Annotated in this window: 20 protein-coding genes and 1 tRNA gene; 10 read left to right on the forward strand and 11 right to left on the reverse strand. The window is 59.3% G+C overall.

Annotated features, from left to right (window positions below):
- Positions 1 to 36 precede the first annotated feature (36 nt).
- Positions 37 to 714, forward strand: coding sequence for a TIGR04283 family arsenosugar biosynthesis glycosyltransferase (locus HKX44_RS01135; RefSeq protein WP_276149469.1), 678 nt, complete (start codon positions 37 to 39; stop codon positions 712 to 714).
- On the opposite strand, the gene HKX44_RS01140 is transcribed toward HKX44_RS01135, so the two are convergent.
- Positions 711 to 2,555: an ABC transporter ATP-binding protein gene (locus HKX44_RS01140; RefSeq protein WP_276150773.1), complete on the reverse strand. Its 1,845-nt coding sequence runs from the start codon at positions 2,553 to 2,555 to the stop codon at positions 711 to 713. The genes HKX44_RS01135 and HKX44_RS01140 overlap by 4 nt on opposite strands.
- A 172-nt stretch (positions 2,556 to 2,727) precedes the next feature.
- Between HKX44_RS01140 and HKX44_RS01145 the strand changes: the two genes are divergently transcribed.
- On the forward strand, positions 2,728 to 3,936 hold the full coding sequence (locus HKX44_RS01145) for an aminotransferase class V-fold PLP-dependent enzyme (RefSeq protein ID WP_276149470.1): 1,209 nt from the start codon (positions 2,728 to 2,730) through the stop codon (positions 3,934 to 3,936).
- Positions 3,937 to 3,977: 41 nt separating this feature from the next.
- Here HKX44_RS01145 and HKX44_RS01150 read toward each other — a convergent pair whose 3' ends face one another.
- Positions 3,978 to 4,160: a hypothetical protein gene (locus HKX44_RS01150; RefSeq protein ID WP_276149471.1), complete on the reverse strand. Its 183-nt coding sequence runs from the start codon at positions 4,158 to 4,160 to the stop codon at positions 3,978 to 3,980.
- A gap of 50 nt (positions 4,161 to 4,210) precedes the next feature.
- Positions 4,211 to 5,314: a pyridoxal phosphate-dependent aminotransferase gene (locus HKX44_RS01155; RefSeq protein ID WP_276149472.1), complete on the reverse strand. Its 1,104-nt coding sequence runs from the start codon at positions 5,312 to 5,314 to the stop codon at positions 4,211 to 4,213.
- Between the two features lie 103 nt (positions 5,315 to 5,417).
- On the opposite strand from HKX44_RS01155, the gene HKX44_RS01160 reads away from it, so the two are divergent.
- Both HKX44_RS01160 and HKX44_RS01165 read left to right on the forward strand, forming a co-directional pair.
- A complete protein-coding gene (locus tag HKX44_RS01160) occupies positions 5,418 to 5,582 on the forward strand; it encodes a Tat pathway signal protein (RefSeq protein ID WP_276149473.1) in 165 nt (54 codons plus the stop codon).
- A 73-nt stretch (positions 5,583 to 5,655) separates the two neighbouring features.
- Complete coding sequence (locus HKX44_RS01165; RefSeq protein WP_276149474.1) at positions 5,656 to 6,444, forward strand: crotonase/enoyl-CoA hydratase family protein; 789 nt, start codon at positions 5,656 to 5,658, stop codon at positions 6,442 to 6,444.
- 100 nt (positions 6,445 to 6,544) lie between these two features.
- Here HKX44_RS01165 and HKX44_RS01170 read toward each other — a convergent pair whose 3' ends face one another.
- Positions 6,545 to 9,736, reverse strand: a complete 3,192-nt coding sequence (locus HKX44_RS01170) for a valine--tRNA ligase (RefSeq protein ID WP_276149475.1) — start codon at positions 9,734 to 9,736, stop codon at positions 6,545 to 6,547.
- A 134-nt stretch (positions 9,737 to 9,870) separates the two neighbouring features.
- On the opposite strand from HKX44_RS01170, the gene HKX44_RS01175 reads away from it, so the two are divergent.
- Positions 9,871 to 12,168 (forward strand): xanthine dehydrogenase family protein molybdopterin-binding subunit, encoded by a 2,298-nt coding sequence (locus HKX44_RS01175; protein WP_276149476.1) that lies wholly within the window; start codon positions 9,871 to 9,873, stop codon positions 12,166 to 12,168.
- Complete coding sequence (locus HKX44_RS01180; protein WP_276149477.1) at positions 12,143 to 13,216, forward strand: DUF2235 domain-containing protein; 1,074 nt, start codon at positions 12,143 to 12,145, stop codon at positions 13,214 to 13,216. The genes HKX44_RS01175 and HKX44_RS01180 overlap by 26 nt, the downstream gene beginning before the upstream one ends.
- Positions 13,217 to 13,261: 45 nt before the next feature.
- Here the strand turns inward: HKX44_RS01180 and HKX44_RS01185 are convergent, their stop codons facing one another.
- Positions 13,262 to 13,744 carry a PaaI family thioesterase gene (locus HKX44_RS01185; RefSeq protein WP_276149479.1) on the reverse strand — a complete coding sequence of 161 codons (483 nt, stop codon included), beginning with the start codon at positions 13,742 to 13,744 and terminating at the stop codon, positions 13,262 to 13,264.
- A gap of 64 nt (positions 13,745 to 13,808) precedes the next feature.
- The gene (gene metF / locus HKX44_RS01190; protein WP_276149480.1) at positions 13,809 to 14,675 is read right to left on the reverse strand and encodes a methylenetetrahydrofolate reductase [NAD(P)H]; all 867 of its coding nucleotides are present in this window, start codon (positions 14,673 to 14,675) and stop codon (positions 13,809 to 13,811) included.
- A gap of 94 nt (positions 14,676 to 14,769) precedes the next feature.
- Here metF and HKX44_RS01195 point away from each other — a divergent pair, with 94 nt between their 5' ends.
- Positions 14,770 to 15,675 (forward strand): LysR family transcriptional regulator, encoded by a 906-nt coding sequence (locus HKX44_RS01195; protein WP_276149481.1) that lies wholly within the window; start codon positions 14,770 to 14,772, stop codon positions 15,673 to 15,675.
- 293 nt (positions 15,676 to 15,968) lie between these two features.
- Here the strand turns inward: HKX44_RS01195 and HKX44_RS01200 are convergent, their stop codons facing one another.
- Positions 15,969 to 17,009 (reverse strand): NADP-dependent oxidoreductase, encoded by a 1,041-nt coding sequence (locus tag HKX44_RS01200; protein ID WP_276149482.1) that lies wholly within the window; start codon positions 17,007 to 17,009, stop codon positions 15,969 to 15,971.
- Between the two features lie 235 nt (positions 17,010 to 17,244).
- Here HKX44_RS01200 and HKX44_RS01205 point away from each other — a divergent pair, with 235 nt between their 5' ends.
- Positions 17,245 to 18,030: an inositol monophosphatase family protein gene (locus HKX44_RS01205; protein ID WP_276149483.1), complete on the forward strand. Its 786-nt coding sequence runs from the start codon at positions 17,245 to 17,247 to the stop codon at positions 18,028 to 18,030.
- Here the strand turns inward: HKX44_RS01205 and HKX44_RS01210 are convergent.
- The 3 genes from HKX44_RS01210 to putA form a co-directional block, all read right to left on the reverse strand.
- On the reverse strand, positions 18,027 to 18,407 hold the full coding sequence (locus HKX44_RS01210) for a GFA family protein (RefSeq protein WP_276149484.1): 381 nt from the start codon (positions 18,405 to 18,407) through the stop codon (positions 18,027 to 18,029). The two genes, HKX44_RS01205 and HKX44_RS01210, sit on opposite strands and share 4 nt — an antisense overlap.
- Entirely contained in the window at positions 18,404 to 19,150 is a 747-nt protein-coding gene (locus tag HKX44_RS01215; protein WP_276149485.1) for a rhomboid family intramembrane serine protease, read from the reverse strand. Before HKX44_RS01215 ends, HKX44_RS01210 begins: the two co-directional genes overlap by 4 nt.
- A 66-nt stretch (positions 19,151 to 19,216) precedes the next feature.
- Positions 19,217 to 22,648 carry a bifunctional proline dehydrogenase/L-glutamate gamma-semialdehyde dehydrogenase PutA gene (gene putA / locus HKX44_RS01220; RefSeq protein WP_276149486.1) on the reverse strand — a complete coding sequence of 1,144 codons (3,432 nt, stop codon included), beginning with the start codon at positions 22,646 to 22,648 and terminating at the stop codon, positions 19,217 to 19,219.
- 108 nt (positions 22,649 to 22,756) lie between these two features.
- On the opposite strand from putA, the gene HKX44_RS01225 reads away from it, so the two are divergent.
- Together HKX44_RS01225 and HKX44_RS01230 are read left to right on the forward strand one after the other, a co-directional pair.
- A complete protein-coding gene (locus tag HKX44_RS01225) occupies positions 22,757 to 23,233 on the forward strand; it encodes an Lrp/AsnC ligand binding domain-containing protein (protein ID WP_276150774.1) in 477 nt (158 codons plus the stop codon).
- 112 nt (positions 23,234 to 23,345) lie between these two features.
- Positions 23,346 to 23,432: transfer RNA gene (locus tag HKX44_RS01230), tRNA-Leu, on the forward strand.
- Between the two features lie 382 nt (positions 23,433 to 23,814).
- Here HKX44_RS01230 and HKX44_RS01235 read toward each other — a convergent pair.
- Complete coding sequence (locus HKX44_RS01235; protein WP_276149487.1) at positions 23,815 to 25,068, reverse strand: sodium:proton antiporter; 1,254 nt, start codon at positions 25,066 to 25,068, stop codon at positions 23,815 to 23,817.
- Positions 25,069 to 25,426 lie beyond the last annotated feature (358 nt).

The raw sequence follows: 25,426 nt of genomic DNA on the forward strand, positions 1-25,426 counted from the left end.
ATATAGTGTTCCCACGTCACACGAAAAGGGGCAACCATGCGCGCGCCGATCTCCGTCATCATTCCAACATTCAACGCAGAACACAGCCTGCCGGCTTGTCTAGGTGGATTGATGGAAGGGGTCGACGCTGGGGTGATCCGCGAGTTGATCGTCAGTGATGGGGGGTCGACCGATGCAACCGGCGCAATTGCGCAGGCTTGGGGCGCTGAGATTACCCATGGCGCGCCCTCACGGGGCGGGCAGCTGCGCCGCGGATGTGCCGCGGCGACTGGTGACTGGCTGTTGGTGGTTCATGCCGATACGGTTTTGCAAGAAGGCTGGAGTAAGCGGGCGCAGGCCCATCTGGCGCAGCCCGAACAGGCTGCGTGGTTCAGGCTGGCGTTTGACCACAGCGGCGTTGCGGCGGGCATGGTGGCTGGCTGGGCCAATCTGCGCAGCCGGTTTGGCCTGCCCTATGGGGATCAGGGGCTGTTGATTTCAAGCGCACTCTATACACAGGTGGGCGGCTTTCCCGACCAACCTTTGATGGAGGATGTAGCCATTGCCCGCGCGCTGAAGGGCAGGCTTGTGGCCTTGGATGCTGTTGCCAGAACCAGCGCGGATAAATACCGACGTCAGGGCTGGATCAGGCGCGGCGGTCGCAACCTTGTGACCTTGTTGCGGTACTTTGCGGGGGCGGATGTTGCCGCGCTTGCGGCGCAGTATCGGCGTTAACCGAACAGCCGCCGCCAAAGGCTGCGCCGCGGGGCTGCGGATTTGCCATCCTTTTTGCTGATCGCCGGTTTTGCCATTGTTTCAGGGGCTTGCCGCCCGTCTTTAAACTGTAAGCGATACAAATCGGCATAAAGCCCGCCCCGCTCCAGCAAAGCGTCATGTGTGCCAGCATCGACAACCCGCCCTTGATCGAGAACGACAATCTTGTCAGCGCTGCGGATGGTGGCCAGACGATGGGCGATGACAAGCGTTGTGCGCCCCTTTGACAACCGGTCCAGTGCGGTTTGCACAACTTGCTCTGATTGCGCATCCAGCGCGCTGGTGGCTTCGTCCAGCAGCAAGATCGGCGTGTCGCGCAACAGGGCACGGGCGATTACCACGCGTTGCCGCTGGCCCCCCGACAGGGCAGAGCCGCGCGGGCCAACAAGCGTTTCCAGCCCGTTTTCCAGATTGGGCAGGAAATCTGCAACATGGGCGGCTTCCAATACCTCTTGCAGGCGCGCTTCTGTCACGTCTTTGCAATCCAGTACGATGTTCTCACGCAGGGTTGCGTCAAACAACAAGGCTTCTTGGGTGACCACGGAGAATAAATTGCGCAATTCCGTCAACTTCATCTGTGTTGACGCCACCCCGCCCAATGTGGCGGTGCCGGTCTGTGGGTCAATAAGGCGCGTCAGTATGTTGAAAACAGTTGATTTCCCCGCGCCTGATGCGCCGACAAGCGCGGTTGTTTCGCCCGCCTTGGCGGTAAAGCCTAGTTGGTTCAACACTCTGGTTTCGCCATAGGACAGTCCGACATTTTCTAACACAATTTCCGGAGTGCCCGTCGGGGCTGGTAGCGGCGTGACGGGATCTTTCAGGCGGACCGGTGCATCCAGCAATTCGCGGATTCGTTCCAGCGCGGCAGCAGCGATCTGCCATAGGCCGGCGATGCCCCCCAGACGCCGCAGCGGGCTAAAGGCAAAACCCATGGCGGTGAAAAACGTCATGAACTGACCAATGGTCTTGTCGCCCGAGATGATCTCGGAGCCGCCATAAAGGATCACAGCCATGAAGCCGATGCCCGACAGGATATCCACCATGCCCGGAATGGCGGCATTGCCAAAAGCGGCGCGCACTTCGGTGTCGATAAACCGTCCGGTCAGGCTGCGGTACTGGCGTGTCTGATACGCCTCCAGCGCGTTAAGCTTGACCTGAACAATGCCGTGAAAAACCTCGTCCAGCCGGGTGGCAAGATCGGCCCCCAAATCTCGCGCTTCACGGGCCCTTTTGCGCACAAATCGCTGTGCCATGGCCGCGGGCAGCACCATGACAGGAATGCCAATACAGGCCATCAGCGCCCAGACCGGATCTATCGAAACCGCAACCCCCAGCAGCACCAGCAAACCGATGAAATCACGCCCCGCGCCGGTGATGACGGCCCGCCAGACATCCCCGACAGCGTTCACATCCGACTGCACCCGCTGGATCAGGAACCCGGGTGGGTGGCTTTGGTGAAAGGCACCGTCCTGCTGCATCATCCGTTCCAGCAGATCAATCCGCAGATCGGCGGCTGTGCCCTGTGCAACCTTGGTCAACAGCACTTTCTGGCTAACCCCGGCAATCGCGCGCAGAATGAAAATCCCGATTAGGGTCAGGCCCACCCAGATCAGCGCATCCTGTTGCCCGGCAACAAATACCCGGTCGAACATCGGCTCCATCAGCCGCGCCAATGCGCCAAGGCTGGCCCCTTCGATGACCATGAACAAGAGCGCCAGCACCATCAGCCCCAGATGCTTTTTCAGATAGTCCCGCCACAGCCATGCCAACAGCTCTTTGGATGTGTAGGTCTGGTCATTCATCGGCATGGTACCACTTAATCATTTAAAAAACTGCGTTTATCTCTAAGCATGTGGCGCTAGTTGAGCAAGCCGGCGGTCGACGGACGATCAGTGGTTGACGCCGGTTTTAGGGGGCATAGTCTCGCCGAAAACCTACTGCTCTGAAATCACCACTTCGATAAAGGCTTGCCTCATGTCCAAATCACCGAACCTTGCGCATGGCCGCTCGTATCTCGCCATTCCCGGGCCCTCGGTCATGCCCGATGCGGTTTTGCAAGCCATGCACCGTGCGGCCCCGAATATCTACGCCGGAGAGCTGGTGGATATGATGCCGGCGCTGGTGGATGATCTGAAGCGGGTGGCCCGCACAAGGCATCATGTGGCGATGTACATCGGTAATGGTCATGCCGCATGGGAGGCATCATTGGCCAATGTGATCCAGCCGGGAGATAAGGTGTTGCTGCCGGCGACGGGCCGTTTTGGGGTCGGCTGGGGGGAAACCGCCAAATCACTGGGGGCGGTGATTGAAACGTTGGATTTCGGTAAGAAATCCCCGATGGACATGGGCCGTATCGAAGCGGCGCTACGGGCCGATAAATCACATGAGATCAAGGCGGTACTGGCCGTTCATGTGGATACATCGACGTCGATCCGAAATGACATCGCCGCGCTGCGCAAGGTGCTGGATGCTGTTGACCATCCGGCGCTGTTGATGGCGGATTGCATTGCGTCGCTGGGGTGTGATCGTTTCGAGATGGACGATTGGGGCGTGGATATTATGGTCACGGGCAGCCAAAAGGGGCTGATGGTTCCGCCGGGCATGTCGTTCGTATTCTTCAACGACAAGGCCGACGCCGTGCGTGCAAAAATGCCGCGGGTCAGCTGGTATTGGGATTGGACCCCGCGCGCCCACCCGCAGGAGTTTTTCGAATATCATGGCGGTACTGCCCCGACCCATCACCTGTATGGGCTGCGCGCCGCCCTAGATATGATCCACGCCGAGGGCATTGAAAACGTCTGGGCGCGCCACGAGGTACTGGCCCGCGCGGTCTGGGCGGCCTGTGCGGCATGGGGCGCAGAAGGCAGTCTTGAAATGAATGTCGCGGATCCCGCGCACCGCAGTCACGCGGTGACCGCGCTGCAACTGCAATCCCCGCACGCAACGGCGCTGCGCGATTGGGTTGAAAAGGAGCTTGGCCTGACATTGGGGGTCGGTTTGGGAATGGCAATGCCGGGCGATCCGGCCTGGCACGGCTTTTTCCGGCTTGGACATATGGGGCATGTGAATGGCCAGATGGTTATGGGCACGCTTGGCGGTATTGAGACAGGTATGCGCGCCCTTGGGATCGAGCATGGAACCGGCGCATTGGATGCCGCCGCGCAGGTGATGAGTGGTGGTTAGACTTTTTTGGGAATGACTTTGGCACCTTGAAGAGGCAATGCCTAGGCGCAAGGACCGGCGATCCGGTTGATAATTCGGTTGAGCAGCCAGCCCGTGACTGCCACCGCAAGAATCCCCCAGACGGCCCAGATCACCATTAGGATCCATGTGAGATTGATGCCGAACATCACCACGCAGGCGTGGGTAAAGTTTGGTGCAGCGGGGCGGTCAGTATTGTCGCGCATCGGTTGTTCCGGCTTGTGATGGCCAAACTATACACCGCAATTTCTTAACGTCAGCTTTCTTTTGCGTCAGCAATGGCCTGAGGCAAGGCTGCGGCAAAGGCCTTGAGGTCGTCGGGTGCGCCACAGCTGACGCGAATGCACCGGTTCTGCGGGGCGACAAAGGGCATCCGCACGAAGATGCCGCGCTGCACCAGACCGTCAAGCACGGCCTTGGCAAATGCCCCGTCAGCACCGCAGTCAAGGGTTACGAAATTCGCCGCCGATGGCAGCGAAACCAGCCCGTTTTCGCGGGCAATACGCGTAATCTCGTCACGCGCCTGCGCAATACGCTGTTGCACAGTGGCCAGCCATTCCTGGTCCTGCAAAGCAGCCAGCGCCCCAGCCTGTGCCGCGCGATTCATGCCGAAGTGATTGCGAACTTTGTGAAATGCTGTGATCAACTTCGGTGCCGCGATGGCATATCCGACACGCGCGCCCGCCAGACCGTAAGCCTTTGAAAAGGTGCGCATACGGATGACACGTGGATCACCCCAACCCAGCGGCAGCGCCGTGCCTTCTGGGGCTGTGTCGACATAGGCCTCATCCAGCAACAGCAAACTGCGTGCCGGCAACCTGTCCATCGCGGCGGCAATGTCCTGCCCTGTGTGCCATGATCCCATCGGGTTGTCCGGGTTGGCAAGATAAACAAGCTTGGCATCCACCTCGGCCGCTTTGGCAAACAGGGCCTCGGGGTCTTCGTGATCCTCCAGATAGGGGACTTTGTGCAATTCACCGCCAAAACCTGCGACATGGTAGTTGAACGTGGGATAGGCTCCGTCCGAGGTGACCACCGTGTCGCCTTGCGCCACAAAAAGCCGCACAACATAGCTTAACAGCCCGTCGATACCTTCCCCGACGATAATATGATCCATCGTTGTGCCGTGATGCGCTGCAAGGGCCTGACGCAACTCAAAGCTTTCGGGGTCGCCGTACATCCAATGCCCCGTCTCGGCCATGACCTTGACGGCCTCGGGTGAGGGGCCAAAGACATTTTCATTCGCGCCTAAACGTGCCGTAAACCGGCGTTCCATACTGCGCTCCTGCGCTTCGGGCCCGACAAAAGGGACAGTTGCAGGCAGGGATTGAGCAAGCGGGGTAAGGCGATATTCTGTCATAACATTGGTGATAGGCGCGGGATGCGGCAGGGGCAAGGGGGTGGAAATCGGCCCGGCAGCACTTATATGAGAATGGTTCGCAAATACCCAAGGAGCCATCACCATGGCCAAATTTACCCGCCGCGGTTTTATTGCCGCCACAGCCGCCGCCGGTGCCGTGCGTACCGTTCCCGTCGCACTTACAAGGCCGCCGGCACGCCGTATTCTGACATTGGTCTACGACAAGAGCCTTGGCATGATGCGGGCGATTGACCGGCTGGTGCCTTGATTTTCCGCCACGTTTCGCTGGCCCGCTCAAGGCGAATACGGTGTAGTCCCTCCAACCAAAACCGGAGGATTCCATGGCCCACGTCTCAGTTACATATGAAAACCACATCGCATTCGTCCGCCTGACCCGCAGCGACAAGATGAATGCCGTCGACCAGACAATGATCGACGAGGTGATCGCAGCCGGTCAGGAGGTTGCAGCCTCTGATGCGCGTGCTGTGGTGCTGTCTGGTGAGGGACGGGCGTTTTGTGCCGGCATCGACATTACCGGCCTGTCGACGATGATGGGCAAAGACCCTGCCGAGGTGATCAATCCGCGCACCCATGGCGAAGGCACGACAAACCAGTGGCAGGAGTTTTGTCTGATCTGGTCACGCATGGAGATTCCGGTGATCGCGGCCCTCCACGGGGTGTGTTTTGGTGCGGGTATGCAGCTGGCCCTGGGGGCCGACATCCGTATCGCCGCGCCAGATACCCGTTTTGCCGTGATGGAAATGAAATGGGGCATCGTTCCGGATATGGGCGGCATGGTTCTGCTGCCCCGGTTGGTGCGCTCGGACGTGCTGCGCCGCCTGACTTATACGGCGGAACAAATCAGCGCCGAACAAGCCGCTGATTGGGGGATGATCACGGAAATCGCCGAAGATCCGTTGGCCGCAGCCACCACGCTGGCCACCACAATTGCCGGCAAAAGCCCCTCGGGTATCCGCGCCGCCAAACGCCTGATCGGCATTGCGGAAACGCAGGATCCGGCAACCGTCCTAGCGGCAGAATCCAGCATTCAGGCGGACCTCATTGGCAAACCTCACCAGATGGAAGTGATTGCCGCTGAAATGGGAAAACGCCCGGCTGTCTTTAAATAACCCACTGAAAACAAAGGTGGCACGCCCGTTACGGCGTGCCACATCGGGGCTTCATCTTGCCCTTAAACTCAATCCTGCCCGACCCGCAGGCGGGAGGGTGCTATTCCATCTCCGCCAGACGATCCAACGCGGCCTGCAACTGGTCGGCCTCTTCCTGACGCGCATCCAGATTGCCCTGCGCCTCTGCGACAACATCGGCGGGGGCGGAAGCGGCGAATTTGGGGTTGTTCAACCGGCCTTTCAAACCGCCGATTTCCTTGCCCAGCTTATCCAGCGATTTTTGCAAACGCGCCTTCTCTTCGGCGATGTCGATCAACCCCGCCAAAGGCAGGCCAAAGGTGGCACCGGGGGCACCAATCGCAACCGTGCCTTTCGGGAAAACATCCGCTTTTTCAAGGCTTTCCACCCGTGCAAGGCGCTTGATCATGGCCTCGTTGCGGTCCCATGCGCCCTTGGCGGCTTCGTCCATCTCGGTGACGATCATCGGCACCTTCAGGCCCGCAGGCACATGCATCTGCGCACGAGCAGACCGGATCGCTTCGATCAAGCCGATGACCCAGTTCAATTCCCGATCCGCATCGACGTCCAGCAGATCCGCCGTAGTATAGTTGGGCCACTCTTTGTGAACCAACATTTCATCCCTGTTTACAGTGGCTTGCCACAGTTCTTCCGTGATGAACGGCATGATCGGGTGCAGCAGGACCAGACATTGATCCAGCACCCAGCCCAGCGTCTGGCGGGTCTCTTCGGCCTCGGGGGCGCCATCCTGTAACAGGGGTTTGGACAGTTCCACATACCAGTCACAGACCTTGCCCCAAACAAAGGCATAAAGCGTGTTGGCCGCATCGTTGAACCGGAAGTTTGTGAGGGCCGCATCGACCTCTTCACGCACCCGCGCGGTTTCACCGATGATCCACTTGTTAAGCGTCGCGACAGGCTGTGCCGGGCGTACACCCCCCGTACACCCCCCGTGCACCGCCTGGTGCATTTCAAAGACCCCGTTCATTTCGGCAAAACGGTGGGCGTTCCACAGTTTTGTGCCGAAGTTACGGTAGCCTGTGATGCGGGCGGTGGACAGTTTCAGATCACGCCCCATCGCGGCCATGGAGGTCACGGTGAAACGCACCGCATCCGCGCCAAATTCGTCGATCAATTCCAGCGGGTCGAGGACATTGCCGAGGGATTTCGACATTTTCTTGCCCTTCTCATCCCGCACCAGCGCGTGGACGTAGACGGTGTCGAAAGGTTTTTGATCAACCACGGCGTATTGCATCATCATCATACGGGCGACCCAGAAGAAGATGATGTCGAAACCAGTGATCAACACAGAGGTGGGGAAGTATTTATCCAGCGCGTCGGTCTGCTCGGGCCAGCCAAGCGTGCCGATGGGCCAGAGGCCGGAGGAGAACCATGTGTCGAGGACGTCGGGGTCGCGCCAAACCGGATAGACGATATCGGTCGGGTCCTGACTGCCGGTATAGACCGCAAGGCTTTCTGCCAAAACATGCATGGCTTCGCTGCGCGAGGCGACTTCGACAACGCGGGCATGGTTCAACGGTGTTGGCAGCTTTACCAAGACATCAGCAAAGCTTTCGCTGACCGCATCAAAATCGGCGGCACAGTGGTGGTGATCGCTGCTTTCGGGGAGGGACTGTTGCAACAGCAGGCGGGACAGTTCGACCATGTCCAATGCGCCGTCGCCTTCATCGTCGGTAAAGCCGTTCCCGTTCAGGTTCAGCCCGTACCAAACCGGAATCTGATGCCCCCACCACAACTGGCGCGAGATACACCATGGTTCGATGTTTTCCAGCCAGTGGAAATACACTTTTTTGTCCTGCTCGGGCAGGATGCGCACCTCATCATTGCGCACGGCGTCAATCGCGGGCTGCACGATCTTGTCGGTGGCAACGAACCACTGGTCCGTCAGCGCGGGTTCGATGACAACCTTGGAGCGGTCGCCAAAGGGCTGCATGATCTTTTTGGCTTCGACCAGCGGGACGGGCGATGTGTCGATCTCTTCCGCGTCGTCGCCTTTTTTCTTTTTCGCAGGTTTGCCCAAGCGCGGATCGTCATGGGCTGTCATCACGGCGAGGCCCTCTGCGGTGATGTCGGCGATTACCTTGGCGCGGGCGTCGAAACGGTCAAGGCCGCGGTAATCTTCGGGCACAAGGTTGATCTCTGTTGCGTCAAACGGCGCTTCTTCGGTGCCGTTGGCAATTGCCTGCGCACGGGCGGCGGCGGCATCATAGGGCAAGCCATCGCTGCGCATGGCACCACGGGTGTCCATCAGAGCATAAAGCGGGATTTTGTTGCGCTTGGCGACTTCGTAGTCGTTGAAATCATGGGCACCGGTGATCTTGACCGCGCCGGACCCAAATGTCGGATCAGGGTATTCATCGGTGATGATCGGGATCAAGCGGCGGTGCTCTTTGGGGCCAACCGGAATTTCGCAGAGTTTGCCGACGATGGAGGTATAGCGTTCATCCGAGGGATGCACGGCAACCGCGCCGTCGCCCAACATGGTTTCAGGGCGCGTGGTGGCGATGGAGATATAGTCGCGTTCTTCGGAAAGCGTGACGTTGCCGTCTTCGTCTTTTTCGACGTAGGTGTAGGTGGCACCGCCCGCGAGTGGGTATTTGAAGTGCCACATGTGGCCGTCAACTTCGGTGCTTTCGACCTCAAGATCGGAGATGGCGGTTTCGAAATGCGGGTCCCAATTCACCAGACGTTTGCCGCGATAAATCAGGCCTTTGTTGTACATCTCGACAAAGACTTTGATGACGGCGTCGTGGAAATTGCCATCCTCGCCCGCGGGGGCACCGGGAGCGCCGGACATGGTGAATGCGTTGCGGTCCCAGTCGCAGGAGGCACCGAGGCGCTTGAGCTGATCAATGATCGTGCCGCCGGATTTTGCTTTCCAGTCCCAGACCTTTTCCAGAAACGCCTCGCGGCCCATTTCGGCGCGGGACGGGTTGCTTGGGTCTTTTGCCAGTTCGCGTTCAACAACCATCTGTGTGGCGATGCCGGCGTGATCCTGTCCGGGCTGCCAAAGCGTGTCAAAGCCGCGCATCCGGTGCCAGCGGATCAAAATGTCCTGAAGTGTGTTGTTAAAGGCATGGCCCATATGCAGCACGCCCGTCACGTTGGGCGGCGGGATCATGATCGAAAAGGTTTCGTCCTTTTGCGGGCCGGTGCGCGGACCTGCGCCAGCCTTGAAGGCCCCGGCCTTTTCCCAGGCGGCGTATAGGCGGGCTTCGGCCTCGGCGGCGTTAAAGTTCTTTTCCAGAGCCATGGTTCTTGATCCTCAATCACGTTTGTTTGCTGATCTAACGGACGTTGCGGCGAAGGGAAAGGGTGGGCTGGACAACGCGTGCCGGACAGTTATGTCATTGGGGGGGACAGACACCTGGGAAGAGGCACTGAGACATGGATAAATTTGGTAAAAGTCAGTCGGTCATCCGGACCGAAGATGTGCGGTTTCTGACAGGCGAGGGGCGCTATGTTGATGATATCGCGCCGGAGGGGGCGTTGGTTGCGTTTTTCTTCCGCTCGCCTGTGGCGCATGGGGTAATCAGCGAACTTGACGTGGCAGAGGCGGCAGAGAGTGATGGTGTGCATCTGGTGCTGACCTGTGCGGATCTGGAAGCCGCTGGTATGGATATTGCCATGGCCGGTGCGCTGATTGACAACCGTGACGGCACCAAAGGGGCGGCACCATTGCGTCCGATGCTGGCGAAAGACCGTGTGCGCTATGTCGGGGAGCCGGTCGCGGTGGTTGTTGCTGACAGTATTGCGCAGGCGCGCGATGCGGCTGAATTGATCATGTTTGATGTGGATGATTTGCCGGCCAAGATTGATGTGGCGGCAGGGGGTGAAACCCTGCACGCCGAAGCCCCGGACAACAAGGCGATGGATTGGGGAATGGGTGATGAGGCCGCAACCGAAGCGGCCTTTCAGGCGGCGGCGAAAACCGTATCGCTGGATGTGGATGACAACCGGATTATCGTCAATTCGATGGAACCGCGCGGCTGCTATGCCGAATGGGCCGACGGACGTGTGCATGTGGCCAATAACGGGCAGGGGGTTTGGGTTCACAAGGGTTATATCGCGAAGGCCTTTGGGTTGGACGACGACAAAGTGCGGGTTACCAACCCTGATACAGGTGGCGGTTTCGGCATGAAGTCGATGACCTACAACGAATATTTTTGTGTCGCTCAGGCCGCACGTGTGCTGGACCGTCCGGTGCGTTGGATGTCTGAGCGGACCGAGGCCATGTTGACCGACAATGGTGGGCGCGACCTGACCTCTCTGGCGGAGTTTGCTTTCGATGCGGACAACCGGATCACCGCCTATCGCGTTGTCAGCAAATGTAACCTTGGGGCCTATAATTCGCAGTTTGCCCAGTTCATTCAAACGCAGCTGTTCAGCCGGGTTCTGACCGGGGTCTATGACGTGCAGACCACTTGGTTGCAGGTTGACGGCTATTACACCAACACCGTGCCGGTGGATGCCTATCGCGGGGCGGGGCGGCCCGAGGCGATTTATGTGCTTGAGCGCTTGATTGACAGGGCGGCGCGCGAGCTTGGCGTGGACCCATGGGAATTGCGCCGGATCAACTTTATCAAAGCGGATCAGTTTCCCTATGCAGCGGCGACAGGTGAAACTTATGATGTGGGGGACTTCGACCGTTTGCTGACGCGGATGTCGCAAGAGGCGGACCACGCGGGGTTTGCTGCGCGCAAAGCGGCAGACGCCGAGCGTGGGCTGCTGCGCGGGCAGGGTTTGTGTTATTATATCGAGAGCATTCTGGGTGACCCCAGCGAAGGGGCCAAGGTGGTGTTCGAAGAGGACGGCAGCGTCACGATTTATGTCGGCACCCAGTCAAACGGGCAGGGCCATGAAACGGTCTATGCCCAGTTCCTCGCAGATCAAACCGGCATTCCGGCAGCGCGTATCCGCGTTGTTCAGGGCGATTCCGATCTGATTGCAACAGGTGGCGGTACGGGCGGTTCACGTTCCGTTACCACGCAGAACAACGCGACCTTGGCAACAGTGGCCAAGATCACCGAGAGCTTTGCGGCGTTCCTTGCCGAGGAAATGGGCGTGCCGGCCAGCGAGATCAGTTTTGATGATGAACGGTTCCGCGCGGAGGGGTCTAACCTGACGCCAACCATGCTGGAGATGGCGGAAATGGCGCGCGAAAAAGGACGCGACGACCTGCTAAGCCATCACGAACGCGCGACATTGCCAGCCCGCAGTTTCCCCAACGGCGCACATGTTGCTGAGGTGGTGATCGACCCGGAAACCGGCGTTGTCACAACAGATCGCTACACGGTGGTGGATGATTTTGGTAATCTTATCAACCCGATGCTGGCCGAAGGGCAAGTACATGGCGGTGTCGCCCAAGGGGTTGGGCAGGCCGTGCAGGAGCGGGTGGTCTATGACGAGGACGGTCAGCTGCTCACGGCATCGTTTATGGACTATGCAATGCCCCGTGCCGCAGATCTTCCTTACATTTCCTTTACCTCGGAGCCAGTACCATCGACCGCAAACATCATGGGCATGAAGGGCTGTGGTGAGGCTGGAACCGTCGGGGCCATGGCCGCGGTGGCAAATGCGGTGCAGGATGCACTATGGGATCAAGGGGTGCGGCAGGCGGATATGCCCTTTACGCCGCATCGCGTGTGGGAGCTTTTGAATGAGGGCCGGATCGCGGCAGAATAACACATCCGGCGACCGGCAGGGGGCGGGCATTCCCGCCTTCCGGGGACCGACAACCCATGTGATTGTGCTGGATGGCACGTTGTCCTCGCTTGCGCCGCTGCATCAGACCAACGCGGCGCGCACCTATATGCTGTTGAAAGAAGTCGGCACTGCGGTTTCGCTTTATTATGAGGCGGGATTGCAGTGGGATGACTGGCGTTCGGTTCTGGATGTGGCTTCTGGCAAGGGGATCAACCGGTTGATCCGGCGGACCTATGGTTGGCTTGCGTCGCGCTATCGCCCCGGGGATCGGATTTTTCTGTTTGGCTATTCGCGTGGGGCCTATGCGGTGCGGTCACTGGCCGGTGTGATTGATCGGGTTGGGCTGTTGCGCGCAGAACATGCCACGCCGCGCAATATTCGGCTGGCGTATCGCCATTATGAATGCAGCCCCGCAGAGGCCACCAAGGCATCGTTTCACGCCGCCTATTGCCACGATACTATTGAAATCGAGATGATTGGCGTCTGGGATACGGTAAAGTCTCTGGGCATTAACGCGCCGGTGTTGTGGCGTCTGTCTGAACATCTTCATGCGTTTCACAATCACGACCTAAGTCACGGGGTGCGCAACGGGTTTCATGCCCTTGCCCATGACGAGACCCGCGTCGCCTTTTCGCCGGTATTGTGGGAATGCCGTTCAGGGTTTGAGGGGCGGGTAGAACAGGTTTGGTTTCCCGGGGCACATGGCGATGTCGGCGGCCAGCTGGGCGGTTTCGAGGCCGCGCGCCCGCTTGCCAATATTCCGTTAGTCTGGATGCTGGAGCAGGCGGAATTCTGCGGTTTGCCGTTGCCGCCGGACTGGCGCGCCCGCTATGTGCAAGATGCGACAGCCCCCGCCAGAGGCACATGGCGCGGCCATGGCAGGGTGCTGATGTCACGGCGCAAACGGATTGTCGGACAGGACCCGTCAGAGAGGCTTCACGAGAGTATTGCACAGCGTCAGGCCGCGCAGACGTCGGGCACAACATCGGTGCCGCAGACGGATCAGGCGGGGACCGGCACTATCTGAAGCCGGAACCGCGCCGATCGGGTTTCGAGTAGAGCTTGAGACGTTTTAGGCGATTTTCATCACGATGCAGGTTGTTGATCCGGTGGCATATAGTTTGCCATCTTCGACGCCTCTGATTTCGCCATGTGCCACACCGGTTGAACGGCCCACGTGGTCGGTAACACCAACGCAATCAATCTGCATACCCAGCGGGATGCCGCGCAGGATATTAATCTTGTATTCCAAGGTGGTATAGATCGAGCCGCGGGGCACGCGCGTCATCACCGCACAGGCCATCGCGCTGTCCAGCAAAGTGCCGTACCAGCCGCCATGCACGGTGCCCATCGGGTTGGTGACATTGAATTCGGGGGTGCCGCGAAACACTGCGCGGCCTTCTTCGAGGTCATGCAGGGTATAGCCCATGGTCGCCCCAATCGGCGGGCCGGGGTTGGTGCCGTCCAGAATGGCTTGCATGAATTCCAGCCCGGACAATTTCAATGCTTCGGATTGGCTGAGCAGGTCTTCGGGTTTTGTTGCAATGCGGGGCATGGGTGGTTTCTCCGGTAAGGTCGCCACCCGATGCTAGGGGCCAAACACCCCGGATGCCAAGCGGTTACGCAACGTCCCTTACGGATGCTTGCGGGGTGACCCCGATCGCATGGCAGACCTTGCGCGTCAGCTCCGCCCGGTTCAGCGTGTAGAAATGCAGATCCTCAACCCCCTCGCGGATCAGAGTATCGCACATTTCTGTGCAAAGTGCCGTTGCCAGCAGGTCATGGCGGTCGTCGCGGATAGCCGCGTCAAAGGCGTCATCCAGCCATGCCGGGACCGGTGTGCCGCAACGGGTTGCAAAGCTGCGCGCGGATTTCCAGTTCAGGATCGGCAGGATGCCCGGCGTGATCGGCTTGTCGATGCCGGCTTTGGCACAGGCATCGCGAAAGCGCAGAAAGCTGTCGGTTTCAAAGAAGAACTGCGTGATCGCCTCATCCGCGCCGGCCTCGAACTTGCGTTTGAGCCATTGCACATTGGCGTCCATGTCGGCGGCTTCCGGGTGGCTGTTGGGGTAGGCCCCGACGCGAATGTTGAAGGTGCCCTTATCCGCCAGCGCCTCAATCAGCGCACAGCTGTCTGTGAAACCTTCGGGGTGGGGCGTAAAGGTTTTTGCACCGTCTTGCGGGTCGCCGCGCAGGGCCACGATGTCGGTGACGCCGATTTTCGCAAAGGTATCGGCAACCTCAAGTGTTTCCTCCCGGCTTGCGCCGACACAGGTCAGATGGGCCGCAACCGGCAGACCCGAGGTGCGGCGCAGCACATGGGCGGCGTCATGGGTCAGGTCGCGGGTTGTCCCCCCTGCGCCATAGGTGACCGAGAAAAAGCGCGGCTCAAGCGGGGCCAGCATCTGCGCGGTATCCCAAAGATTAAAGCCGGCACCGACATTGCGCGGTGGGAAAACTTCGAAAGAAACACGAGGGCTGGTCATCTGGATCGTCCTTTATGGTGTAGCGCCCTTGTACCGCAGTGTGGCATGTGAAACAAATTCATAACTTTCATCTTGAACATGAGTGTCGCCTCACATGCATATCGAATTCCGTCACCTGCGCACGATCCAGGCCATCCACGAGGCGGGCGGGCTGGCGCGCGCGGCTGAAAAGATGAACATCACCCAATCCGCGCTGAGCCATCAGGTGAAGGGACTGGAGGATCAGGCCGGAGTGGAGTTGTTTGTGCGCCGCTCCAAGCCGCTAAAGCTGTCCCCGGCTGGGCAGCGTCTGTTGCGGCTGGCACAACAGGTTTTGCCGCAGGTGCAGGCCTTGCAGGATGAATTCAGTGGGCTGCGGGCCGGCAGCACCGGGCGGATGCATATCGCGATTGAATGCCATGCCTGTTTTGAGTGGCTGTTTCCGGTGTTGGAGAAATTCCGCCGCAGCTGGCCGGATGTCGATGTCGACATTCGCCCAGGCTTGGCATTTGACGCCCTGCCGGCACTCTTGCGCGAAGAAGTTGATCTGGTGGTGTCCTCCGATCCGGAAGACCTTCCCGGTGTCACCTTTGTTGAATTGTTTGATTACAAAGCGGTTTTTGTTGCCTCCGGTACCCACCCCCTGGCGGCAAAATCTTTTGTCGAAGCCGCTGATTTTCGCGATCAGACCCTGATCACCTATCCGGTTGAACGCACCAGACTGGATGTATTCAGCCAATTGTTGATTCCGGCCAAAGTAGAACCCGCCGCGATCCGGCAGGTTGAACTAACGGCGGTTATTTTGCTGTTGGTCGCTTCGAACAGGGGGGTGTCGGTATTGCCCGACTGGGTGGTGCGCGAAGTGAAGTACTCGTCGGACTACGTAACGCGCCCGCTGACGGAAAACGGCGTGACGCGGCGGCTATACGCAGCGGTGCGCAATGATGATCTGGGCAAACCGTTTATGGACCAACTGTTGCAGCTGGCCGGGGAAGAAGCGCGCAAACTACAGGCGGTGTGAAAGTGTGCGCCAACCCATGCGCCGCGCGTGTTGCAACACTTGAATTGAGTTTAAAGGCAAAGTGAAGCCGCGACCCCGCACTTCATCTTGCCCTTAAACTCAAGAGCAACCGATCCCGAAAAAGCAAGATTTGCGTTGCGCATCGCACCTTGCAGCCCGTGGTAGGGCGGGGATTGCCCCGCCCCCAAGACGGTAGCGTTTCGAATAATACTTGATCATTTGTTCACGGCCTCTTCCCTTGGTCGAACGCGAAAAAAGGAGGGCGTGATGTCTCAAGTTAAACGCGAAAAGCCTTAGGCGATCTTCACAATCGCTTTGCCGGTATTGCCGCCGGTCAGCAGGTTGATGAACGCCTGCGGCGCGTTTTCCAGCCCTTCGGTGATATCTTCCTGCACCGCGATTTCGCCGCTGGCCACTTTGGGCGCAACCTCGCGGATGAATTCCGGGAAACGGTCCCAGTGGTTCGAGATAATAAAGCCGTTCACGCTGAGGAAATTCACCAAGATCGTGCGCCAGAGTTTTGGCGCGGTAAGCCCTTCACCACCGGCGTTTTCGCCAAGCCCACCGGCATTGTACCACGCGATCATGCCGCAGATCGGGATGCGGCCGAAGGGGTTCATCAGTGGGATCACGGCCTCAAGCACCTTGCCACCGACATTTTCGAAATAGATGTCGACGCCTTTGGGACATTCCGCTTTCAACGCGTCGCGCAGGGATTTGGCATCGTCGTATGCACGGTGATCGAGACAGGCGTCAAACCCGAAGTGATCCACCGCAGTTTTGCATTTGTCTGCCCCACCGGCGATGCCGACAACGCGCAGCCCCAATGACTTGGCCATTTGGCCGACGATGGACCCGACAGGCCCCGTCGCGGCGGCAACCACCAGTGTTTCGCCAGCTTTGGGTTTGCCATAGGCCATCAGCCCATGCCAGCCCGTCAGACCCGGCATCCCAAGCACACCCAGTGAGGTAGTGATGGGCGCTTGTTCGGGATCGAGCTTGCGACACATCTTGGCATCCGCAACCGCGTGGCTGGCCCAGCCGAATGGGCCGAACACCAGATCCCCTTCTTTCAGGCGGGGGGAGTTTGACGCAATAACCTTGCCGGCGCTGCCGCCTTCCATTTTGCCGCCAATTGGCACCGGCGCGGCGTAGGATTTGGCATCGTCCATGCGCCCGCGCATATAGGGGTCCAGAGACATATATTGCACTTCGACCAGAACTTCGCCCTCGCCCGGTGTTGGCATGTCAGAGGTTTCCAGGCGAAAGTTTTCTGGTGTTGGTGCCCCGTCCGGGCGGCTGGCCAGAACGATCTCCTGCATTTGATTACTCATGGTGTTTCTCCCGATTGTGACTAGATTGCCCTAACCGTGACGTGCTGGTGTGGAATGGCAAGAGGCAAGAAAGGGTGACGTTACGCACTGGTTTGCAGGGCGAAACAACTGCCCGGGCTGGGCCGTCTCTTGCGTGTTACACCAGAATCCTATGCCCGAAGGGCCTCCCACCCTTGGCAAACCCGCGTCATCGGCCTAAAGGGTTCATCTTATCGCGGCAAAAAGGCGTTTTCCGATGGTTGGTAGTGCGAATCTTAACATTATGATCAAAGCGGCCCGTAAGGCGGGACGTGCCCTGACCAAGGACTTTCGTGAGGTCGAGCAATTGCAGGTCTCAGTCAAAGGCGCAGGGGACTTTGTATCCAAGGCGGATATTGCTGCGGAACAGATCATTAAAAGCGAGTTGATGAATGCCCGTCCGACTTATGGCTGGTTGGCCGAAGAGGGGGGCGAGGAAGAGGGTGTTGACCCGACGCGCCGCTGGATTGTCGATCCGCTGGATGGCACCACCAACTTTCTGCACGGTTTGCCGCATTGGGCTGTGTCGATTGCGTTGGAGCATAAAGGCCAGATTGTTGCGGGCGTGGTGTTTGACCCGACCAAAGACGAGATGTTCTTTGCCGAAAAGGGTGCCGGCGCATGGATGAACGAAAGCCGCATTCGCGCCTCTGGCCGTCACCGCATGATCGAAAGCATTTTTGCAACCGGCCTGCCGTTTGCGGGGCGTTCTGATTTGCCGCAAACCCTGCAAGAGCTGGCCCGTCTGATGCCGGTCTGCGCCGGTGTGCGCCGTTGGGGCGCAGCATCGCTTGATTTGGCCTATGTCGCCGCAGGGCGTTACGATGGGTATTGGGAAAGGCGCCTGCACGCATGGGATCTGGCGGCAGGATCGTTGATCGTGCGCGAGGCCGGTGGTTTGGTTGAGCCGCTTGATGAGGGGCGCGATATTATCGGCCACGGCCAGATTATCTGCGCAAACGAGCCGGTGTTCTCAAGCTTTGCCAAGGCCGTGCGCGGCTAAGGCTTCTGATCGGAGGGGTGGTTCTGTCCGTCGCTCCATCGAATTGGATCAAAATCCCATGGGTTTGCACCTTCGATACATCCAAGGTTGATCCCGCATTGTGTGGGATCAGCGCGGCGTTTGTGGTGCGTATAGATGCCACAGGTTTTGCAGAAATAATGCTGTGCCGTATGGGTGCCCCAGCTGTAGAGTGACAGGTTGTCTGCGCCTTTTGTGATGACAACCGAGGCGGCGATTGCGGTCACGGCAGCGGCCTGTCTGCGCGCGCAGAACGAACAATTGCAGCGTCCGATGTCGGAAAATCCGAAAGGCAGGGTGGCGGTGAGTGCGACGGCACCGCAGTGACAGCTGGCTTTGATATCGCAGGCTTCAGTCATCGGCGTCTCACCTTTGGGATGCGGCTGTTGTTGATGCGCGGGTAATTTTTCTCGGGATGGGGAGGATGACCGTCGGTACGGTTCCAAAAGGCCACAGCGCCGCGTTTCAGCCAGACCGGTAATGCGCCAAGGATACCGGCCACAAAGCCACCCGCATGAGCCCAAAAGGCCGTACCACCGGTGTTGGGATCGGCACCGATGCCGCCGATGAACTGCATGCCGAACCACAGGATCAGGATGATCCATGCGGGGATCGGAAAGATGCGGAAGAACACCACAAAGATGATCAGGATGTCGACTTTGGCCTTGGGGAACAGCAGCAAGTAGGCCCCCATGACACCAGCAATGGCACCGGAGGCCCCGACCATGGGCACAGCCGAAGAGGGTTCAAAGGCAACCTGCGTCAGCCCGGCGGCAACACCGGCGGCGAGGTAGAAGGCCAGATAGGCAAAATGCCCCATCTCTTCTTCGATATTGTCGCCGTAGATCCATAAAAACAGCATGTTACCGGCCAGATGCATCCAGCCGCCATGCAGGAATTGTGAGGTAAACAGCCCCTCGAACCCATATCCGTCACTGACCCGCGCCGGGACCAACGCATAGGCGTTGTAGAGCGCATAAAGCGCGCGGTCGTCGTTCAGGATCGGCACATAGCTCAGGAAAATGCCGATGTTCAGCGCCATCAGCACATAGGTGACATAGGGCACACGGCCGGACGGGTTATGGTCGCGAATTGGAAACATTTCGCCAAGCTGGGCGATTGGACGGGCGGGGTCAAGTGGCCGCGCCCGTCAAAACGGTGTTCCCCGTCAGCTGGCCGCGCCGAGCAGCGCGGCATTCCCGCCAGAGGCGGTTGTATCGACGCAGACATGACGTTCCGCGCGCACCCGCGCCGGATCGGGCAGGCCCGGGATCAACGGCAGGATGGCCCCGCCGCGTTTGGCCAGAGCGGTTTCGATCTCGCGGCCGGTTTGCGCGTCTCCCCACCACAGGACGCCGCCGTATTCGGGGCCAGTGGCAAGTGCTGCCGGATCAATCTGGCCGCTGGCGCGCAGGGCGTTGCCCCCAAGCGCCTCAACGGCGCGGGCCTGTGCTTGGGTGGCTTCAACACCCGGCCCCATGCACAACAAAGGCGCGCGGGGCAGGGTGCTGAGCCGGTTGGATTCCCCTGTTGGGCCGGGCATCGAAAGGGTTTCAATCGGTGCCGTGACACCGGTGTGGGCGGGCAGGTCGGGCAGCTTGGCTTGCGCCTTGTCCCATGTGTCGCTGACCTGTTGCAGATCCGGGGCACCGAAGCGGGGCAGATAGTTTGGGCCGCCCGCCTTGGGGCCGGTCCCTGACAGGCCTTCACCGCCGAAGGGCTGGCTGCCGACAATTGCGCCGATCTGGTTGCGGTTGATATAGATGTTACCGGCCTCGATGCGTTCGGAGACATATTGCACCCGATCATCGATGCGGGTGTGCAGCCCAAAGGTCAGCCCGTAGCCAGTTGCGTTGATGGCGTCGATCACCGCGTCCAGTTCGTGGGATTTGAACGTTGCAATATGCAGCACGGGGCCGAAAATTTCGCGTTTCATATCCTTGATGCCCTGAACCCGCAGGATTGTCGGCGCAACATAGGTGCCGTTTTGCGGTCTTTGCAATTCGGCCACCAGACGGCCATTGGTACGGGCCGCTTCGATGTGGTCTTGAATGCCTGACCGGGCAAGCGTGTCGATGACCGGCCCGACATCGGTGCGCAATTCCCAAGGGTCGCCCATTTGCAGGGCTTCCATCGCACCGATCAGCATTTTTTGCAGGTCTTCGGCGATGTCTTCCTGCACATAGAGGCAGCGCAGGGCAGAACACCGCTGGCCTGCGGATTGGAAGGCGCTTTCGACAATTGCCTGCACCGCCTGTTCCGGCAGGGCGGTACTGTCCACGATCATCGCATTCAGCCCGCCGGTTTCTGCGATCAGCGGGGTGCCGGGGGCACAATGTGCGGCCATATTGGTGCGGATGCGTTGAGCGGTCGCGGTGGAGCCGGTGAAGGCCACCCCGTTGATCCGGGCGTCACCGGTCAGGGCCGCGCCAATGTCACCACCACCGGGCAAGAGTTGCAGGGCAGTATGGGGCACACCGGCTTTGTGCAGCAGGGACACGGTGACAAAGGCCACCAGCGGCGTCTGTTCGGCCGGTTTGGCCAGCACAGCATTGCCTGCCGCCAGTGCCGCCGAGATTTGGCCGGCAAAAATCGCCATCGGAAAGTTCCAGGGCGAGATGCAGGTGAAGATGCCAGCGGGCGGCTCGCCTGTGGCCTGACCCGCGTAGTACCGCAGAAAATCAACACCTTCGCGCAGTTCGGCCACACAATCGGGCAGACCTTTGCCGGCCTCGCGTGCGAGCAGGGCAAAGATTTCGCCATAGTTGTCTTCGATCAGGTCTGCCGCTTTCAGCAAAACCGCGCGGCGTTCAGCCAAGGGCGCGTCCCACGGGGCCGCATTTTCCAGCGCCGTTGCGACATCGGCGGGCGAGGCATTGCGCACGGAGCCGGGCGAGGTGGCATGATCCGCCGGATTAAGGACCGCGACGGCCTCCTGCGGCTGTGCCTTGCCGGCAAGCAGGGGGGCGGCGTGCCACTGGTGATCCTTGAAAGGATCGCGTGCGGTGTTGATCTCGTCCAGTGTCTGGGTATGGGTCAGATCAAAGCCGCGGGCATTGGCGCGCAGCGGGGCAAACACCTCGGGGCCTTTTGCGATGCTCAGGTTGGTGGGCTGGCCCAACTGCGCGAACGGGTCTGCGGCAACAACTTCTGGCGGGACGTTTTCATCCACGATCTGGTTTACAAAGCTGGAGTTCGCGCCGTTTTCCAGCAGGCGGCGCACCAGGTAGGCCAGCAGGTCTTTGTGGGCCCCGACAGGCGCGTAAATGCGGCAGCGTGATCCGTGATCCTGCATCACCAGCGTGTGCAGAGTTTCGCCCATGCCGTGCAGGCGCTGGAATTCGAAAGCGTCCTTTTGACCGGCCCCCATGTGCAAGACGGCAGCAACCGTATGGGCATTATGGGTGGCGAATTGCGGATAAATCCGGTCGGTCATGCCCAAAAGTTTGCGGGCGTTGGAAATATAGCTGACATCTGTCGCGGCCTTTTGGGTAAAGACCGGAAAGCCGTCGATGCCTTCGACTTGTGCGCGTTTGATTTCGGTGTCCCAATAGGCACCTTTTACCAGACGGACCATGATCTTGCGGTCATGGCGCTGGGCCATGTCATAAAGCGCGTCGATGACGGTGGCGGCGCGGGGGCCAAAGGCCTGTACCACGATGCCGAAACCGTCCCAGCCCTTCAGGGCAGGTTCGGACATCACGCGGTCGATCACATCGAGGGAAAGCGCAAGGCGGTCGGCCTCTTCTGCGTCCACGTTCAGGCCCATGCCGGCGGATTTCGCCAATAGGCACAAGGCGCGCAGGCGCGGAACAAGATCGGTCATAACGGCCTCTTCCTGCGCCACCTCATAGCGGGGGTGCAGGGCGGACAGTTTGACCGAGATGCCCGGGTTTTTGCGGATGTCCGCCTCTGTGCAGGCGGTGGCAATGGCGCTGATCGCACGTGAATAGCTGAGGTGGTAGCGTTTGGCGTCGCCTTCGGTGCGGGCCGCTTCGCCCAGCATGTCGTAGCTGTAGGTAAAGCCCTTTTTCTCCATGCCAGCGGCGCGTTTCATCGCGGCGGTGATGTCTTCGCCCAGCACAAACTGGCGGCCCATTTCTTTCATAGCGCGCGAAACGGCGGTGCGGATGACCGGTTCGCCCAGACGTTTCACGGCGGCGCGCAGGTGGCGCACCGGGCCGGGCTGTTCATCATCCAGAACACGACCCGTCAGCATCAAGGCCCATGTTGAGGCATTGACCAGTGACGAGGTGGAGTGGCCCATATGGCGGCCCCAGTCGGAAGGGGCAATTTTATCTTCGATCAGGGCATCAATGGTATCGGCATCCGGCACCCGCAACAGAGCCTCCGCCAGACACATCAGTGCGACACCTTCGTCTGTGGAAAGCCCGTATTCGGCCAGAAACACTTCCATCAGCCCGGGTTGGGTGGTGCCCCGGATCGCGCGTACCAGATCGGCGGCCTGTCGGGATATGGTGGCCCGGTCTTCTGCGGGTAAGGCCGCCGTGGCAAGCAATGTTTGCAACACGCCTTCGGGAGCGGCATACATGCCGGCATCAACTTGGTGGCGCAGCGTCAGAGGTCTTGTGTCAGTCATGGCTCTCTCCATCAGGCGTTTTGCCCATGATACACGAAGTCTGAAAGTCGAATTGCCTTAGATTGCCACGAAATGCAGAATAAATATCACAAACTGGAGAGTATTGAGATGCAAAATGATCAATTTGCGCTGGACCGTTTTGACCACGCGATTCTCTCTGTGCTGGCCGAGGACGGTCGGATCAGCATCACGGACCTTGCAAAACGTATCGGTCTGTCGAAGTCACCCACGCAGGCGCGTCTGCGCCGGTTGGAAGAGCAGGGGGTCGTGTTGGGATACCGTGCTTTGCTGGACCCGATCCGTCTGGGATTGGATCACGTTGCCTTTGTCGAGGTGCGTTTGTCGGATACCCGCGAAAAGGCGCTGCGCGAGTTTAATGCAGCGGTGGCCAAGGTGCCCGAGATTGAACAGGCCCATATGATCGCAAGTCATTTTGATTACCTGCTGAAGGTGCGCACGCGTAATATGTCGGCCTATCGCCGGTTTTTGGGCGAAACGATTTCATCCCTGCCGCATATTGCCAATACATCGACCTATGTCGCGATGGAGGCTGTCAAAGAGACCATGCTGGCCGACGGAAGCTGACGCCGGGCGAGGCGGGACGCGCCTTTGGCGGGGGAGGGCGCGGCAATCAGGTGCGCTGCACGGGCCGCGGGCCATTTACACTCCCCCCGCCTTGGGATTATCTGCACCTGCTGCGGGCGTGATGGAATGGTAGACATACCAGACTTAAAATCTGTTGGGCCTTGTGCCCGTGTGGGTTCGAGTCCCACCGCCCGCACCACTACAGACCTTCGGGTCTGTAAGCCCATTTAACACTTTGAATGTAAACGTTATTTCGGCGGTTCTGGTTTTTCGGCGTAAGCCCCTTGCGGCGTGCCCTGATTTGCCAGCTGTTCGCCTAAGATTATCTTGCTGCGCTACAATTCGGTAATTTTATCCTCGTAGGCTTCAATCACCGTGATGTTGTTCGATTCCATGGTGCGGCCCAGCAAGGCCTCAATCTGCTTTTCAACCAGAGAGAATGGGCATCGACGTCAGACACTGACGTATGGGGTGATGGGACGATAGCGTTTTGCGCAAGGCTTGCCCGCTCATTCGCGGCCTTTCCCTTTGGGCGTAGGTGGAAAAGGGAGTGTGATATCTCTCGCAAAACCTGAAAAGCCTTAGCCCTGTGGTAATTCGGGGGTGCGGCCGGCACGTTCGGCCAGTTTGGTAATTGTCAGCCCCTGAACGATGATTGAAAAGATCACCACGATATAGGTCGCGGTGAGGATCAGGGGTTTCCATTCTGTGTCAGGCAGGGACAGGGCCAGCGCCACGGAAATCCCGCCTTTCAGGCCGCCCCATGTCATGATCGGCACCACGCCAGCGCTGAAGGCCTGAAACGGGCGCAGCATCAGCACCGGGATCGATACGGCAGCCAGCCTTGCGATCAGGGAGATCACAATTGCCATAACACCGGCAAGGGCAAAGTCGGCCTTGAAGGCCACGGCAAAGACTTCAAAGCCGATCATCAGAAACAGGACCGCGTTCAGAATTTCATCCACCAGCTTCCAGAAGGCATCAACATAATTGCGGGTTTCTTCGGACATACCATGTTTTGCGCCAATGTCGCCGATCAACAGGCCGGCACAGACCGCCATGATGGGGGCCGATACATGCAGCCAGACCGCCAGTTCATACCCGCCGAACGCAAGGCCCAGCGTGATCAGAACCTCCAGTGAATAGTCATCAATCAACCGCATCACGCGAAAGGCCAGCCAACCCAACAGGATGCCAAGCACCGCGCCGCCCAGGGCCTCCTGCACAAACAATCTGGCCGCCCCGCCAAGGCCGGAGGCATGGTGGTCACCGCTTGGGAAAGCCAGTCCGACCAGCACCAGAAAGACCACATAGCCGACGCCGTCGTTGAACAGGCTTTCTCCGGCGATCTTTGTTTCCAATGACTTGGGCAGGTCTGCATCGCGCAACACGCCCAACACCGCCACTGGATCAGTGGGGGAAATCAGCGCGCCGAAGATCAGTGCAAGCATCAGCGGCATTCCTGTGATCCAGCTGAAGGCAACGCCGACGATGACGGTTGAAACCGCAATGCCCATCGTCGCCATCAGCAGGATCAGCAGCCATGCCTTGCGCAGATCGGACAGTTTGACATGCAGGGCACCGGCAAAGAGCAACAGGCCCAGCATCCCTTCCAGCAGGGCTTCGGAGAACTCCAGTTCCAGCACTTGGGCGCGGATGCTCTCCTCGACCGTCAGGGCCGGAAAAATAGCGTCGGTAGCGATCACCATGAAGGATGCGAACAGGGCGACGACAAGGATGCCGATGGCCGAGGGGAGTTTCAGGAACAGATAGTTGATGGCCCCGAACACGCCGGCCAGCACGATCAAAAGGGAGGCGATTTGTAACAATGTCATGGGGGAGGTGTCCTGTCCTGTTCGCCCCAACGCCTAGGGTCAGGACCCATTAATCCGGTATCGTCAGCGGCAATTTCACGAAATTTCAATGGTTTGGGCCGCGCGGTCAATAGTGGTTCTATTTGCAAGCGGTCCAAGGCGCTGAAATGAAGTGAAATTACCGCCCTGCGGGTTCGCCCGATTTTGCCGTTTCCATCGTCACATCTGTTTGAAGTAGAATCATTATTTCTGCACAGATGCTCCTTGTTAGCGAAAAAAACGGGCAAACTGACGGTACAGGATTAATGGGTCCTGACCCTAGCAGCAACCCGCCCTTGCACCAACGCCAAAGTCCGCACAGGTGAAATTGGGGGCCTGA

It is taken from the genome of Sulfitobacter sp. M05 (assembly GCF_029285175.1).
Lineage (GTDB): Bacteria > Pseudomonadota > Alphaproteobacteria > Rhodobacterales > Rhodobacteraceae > Sulfitobacter.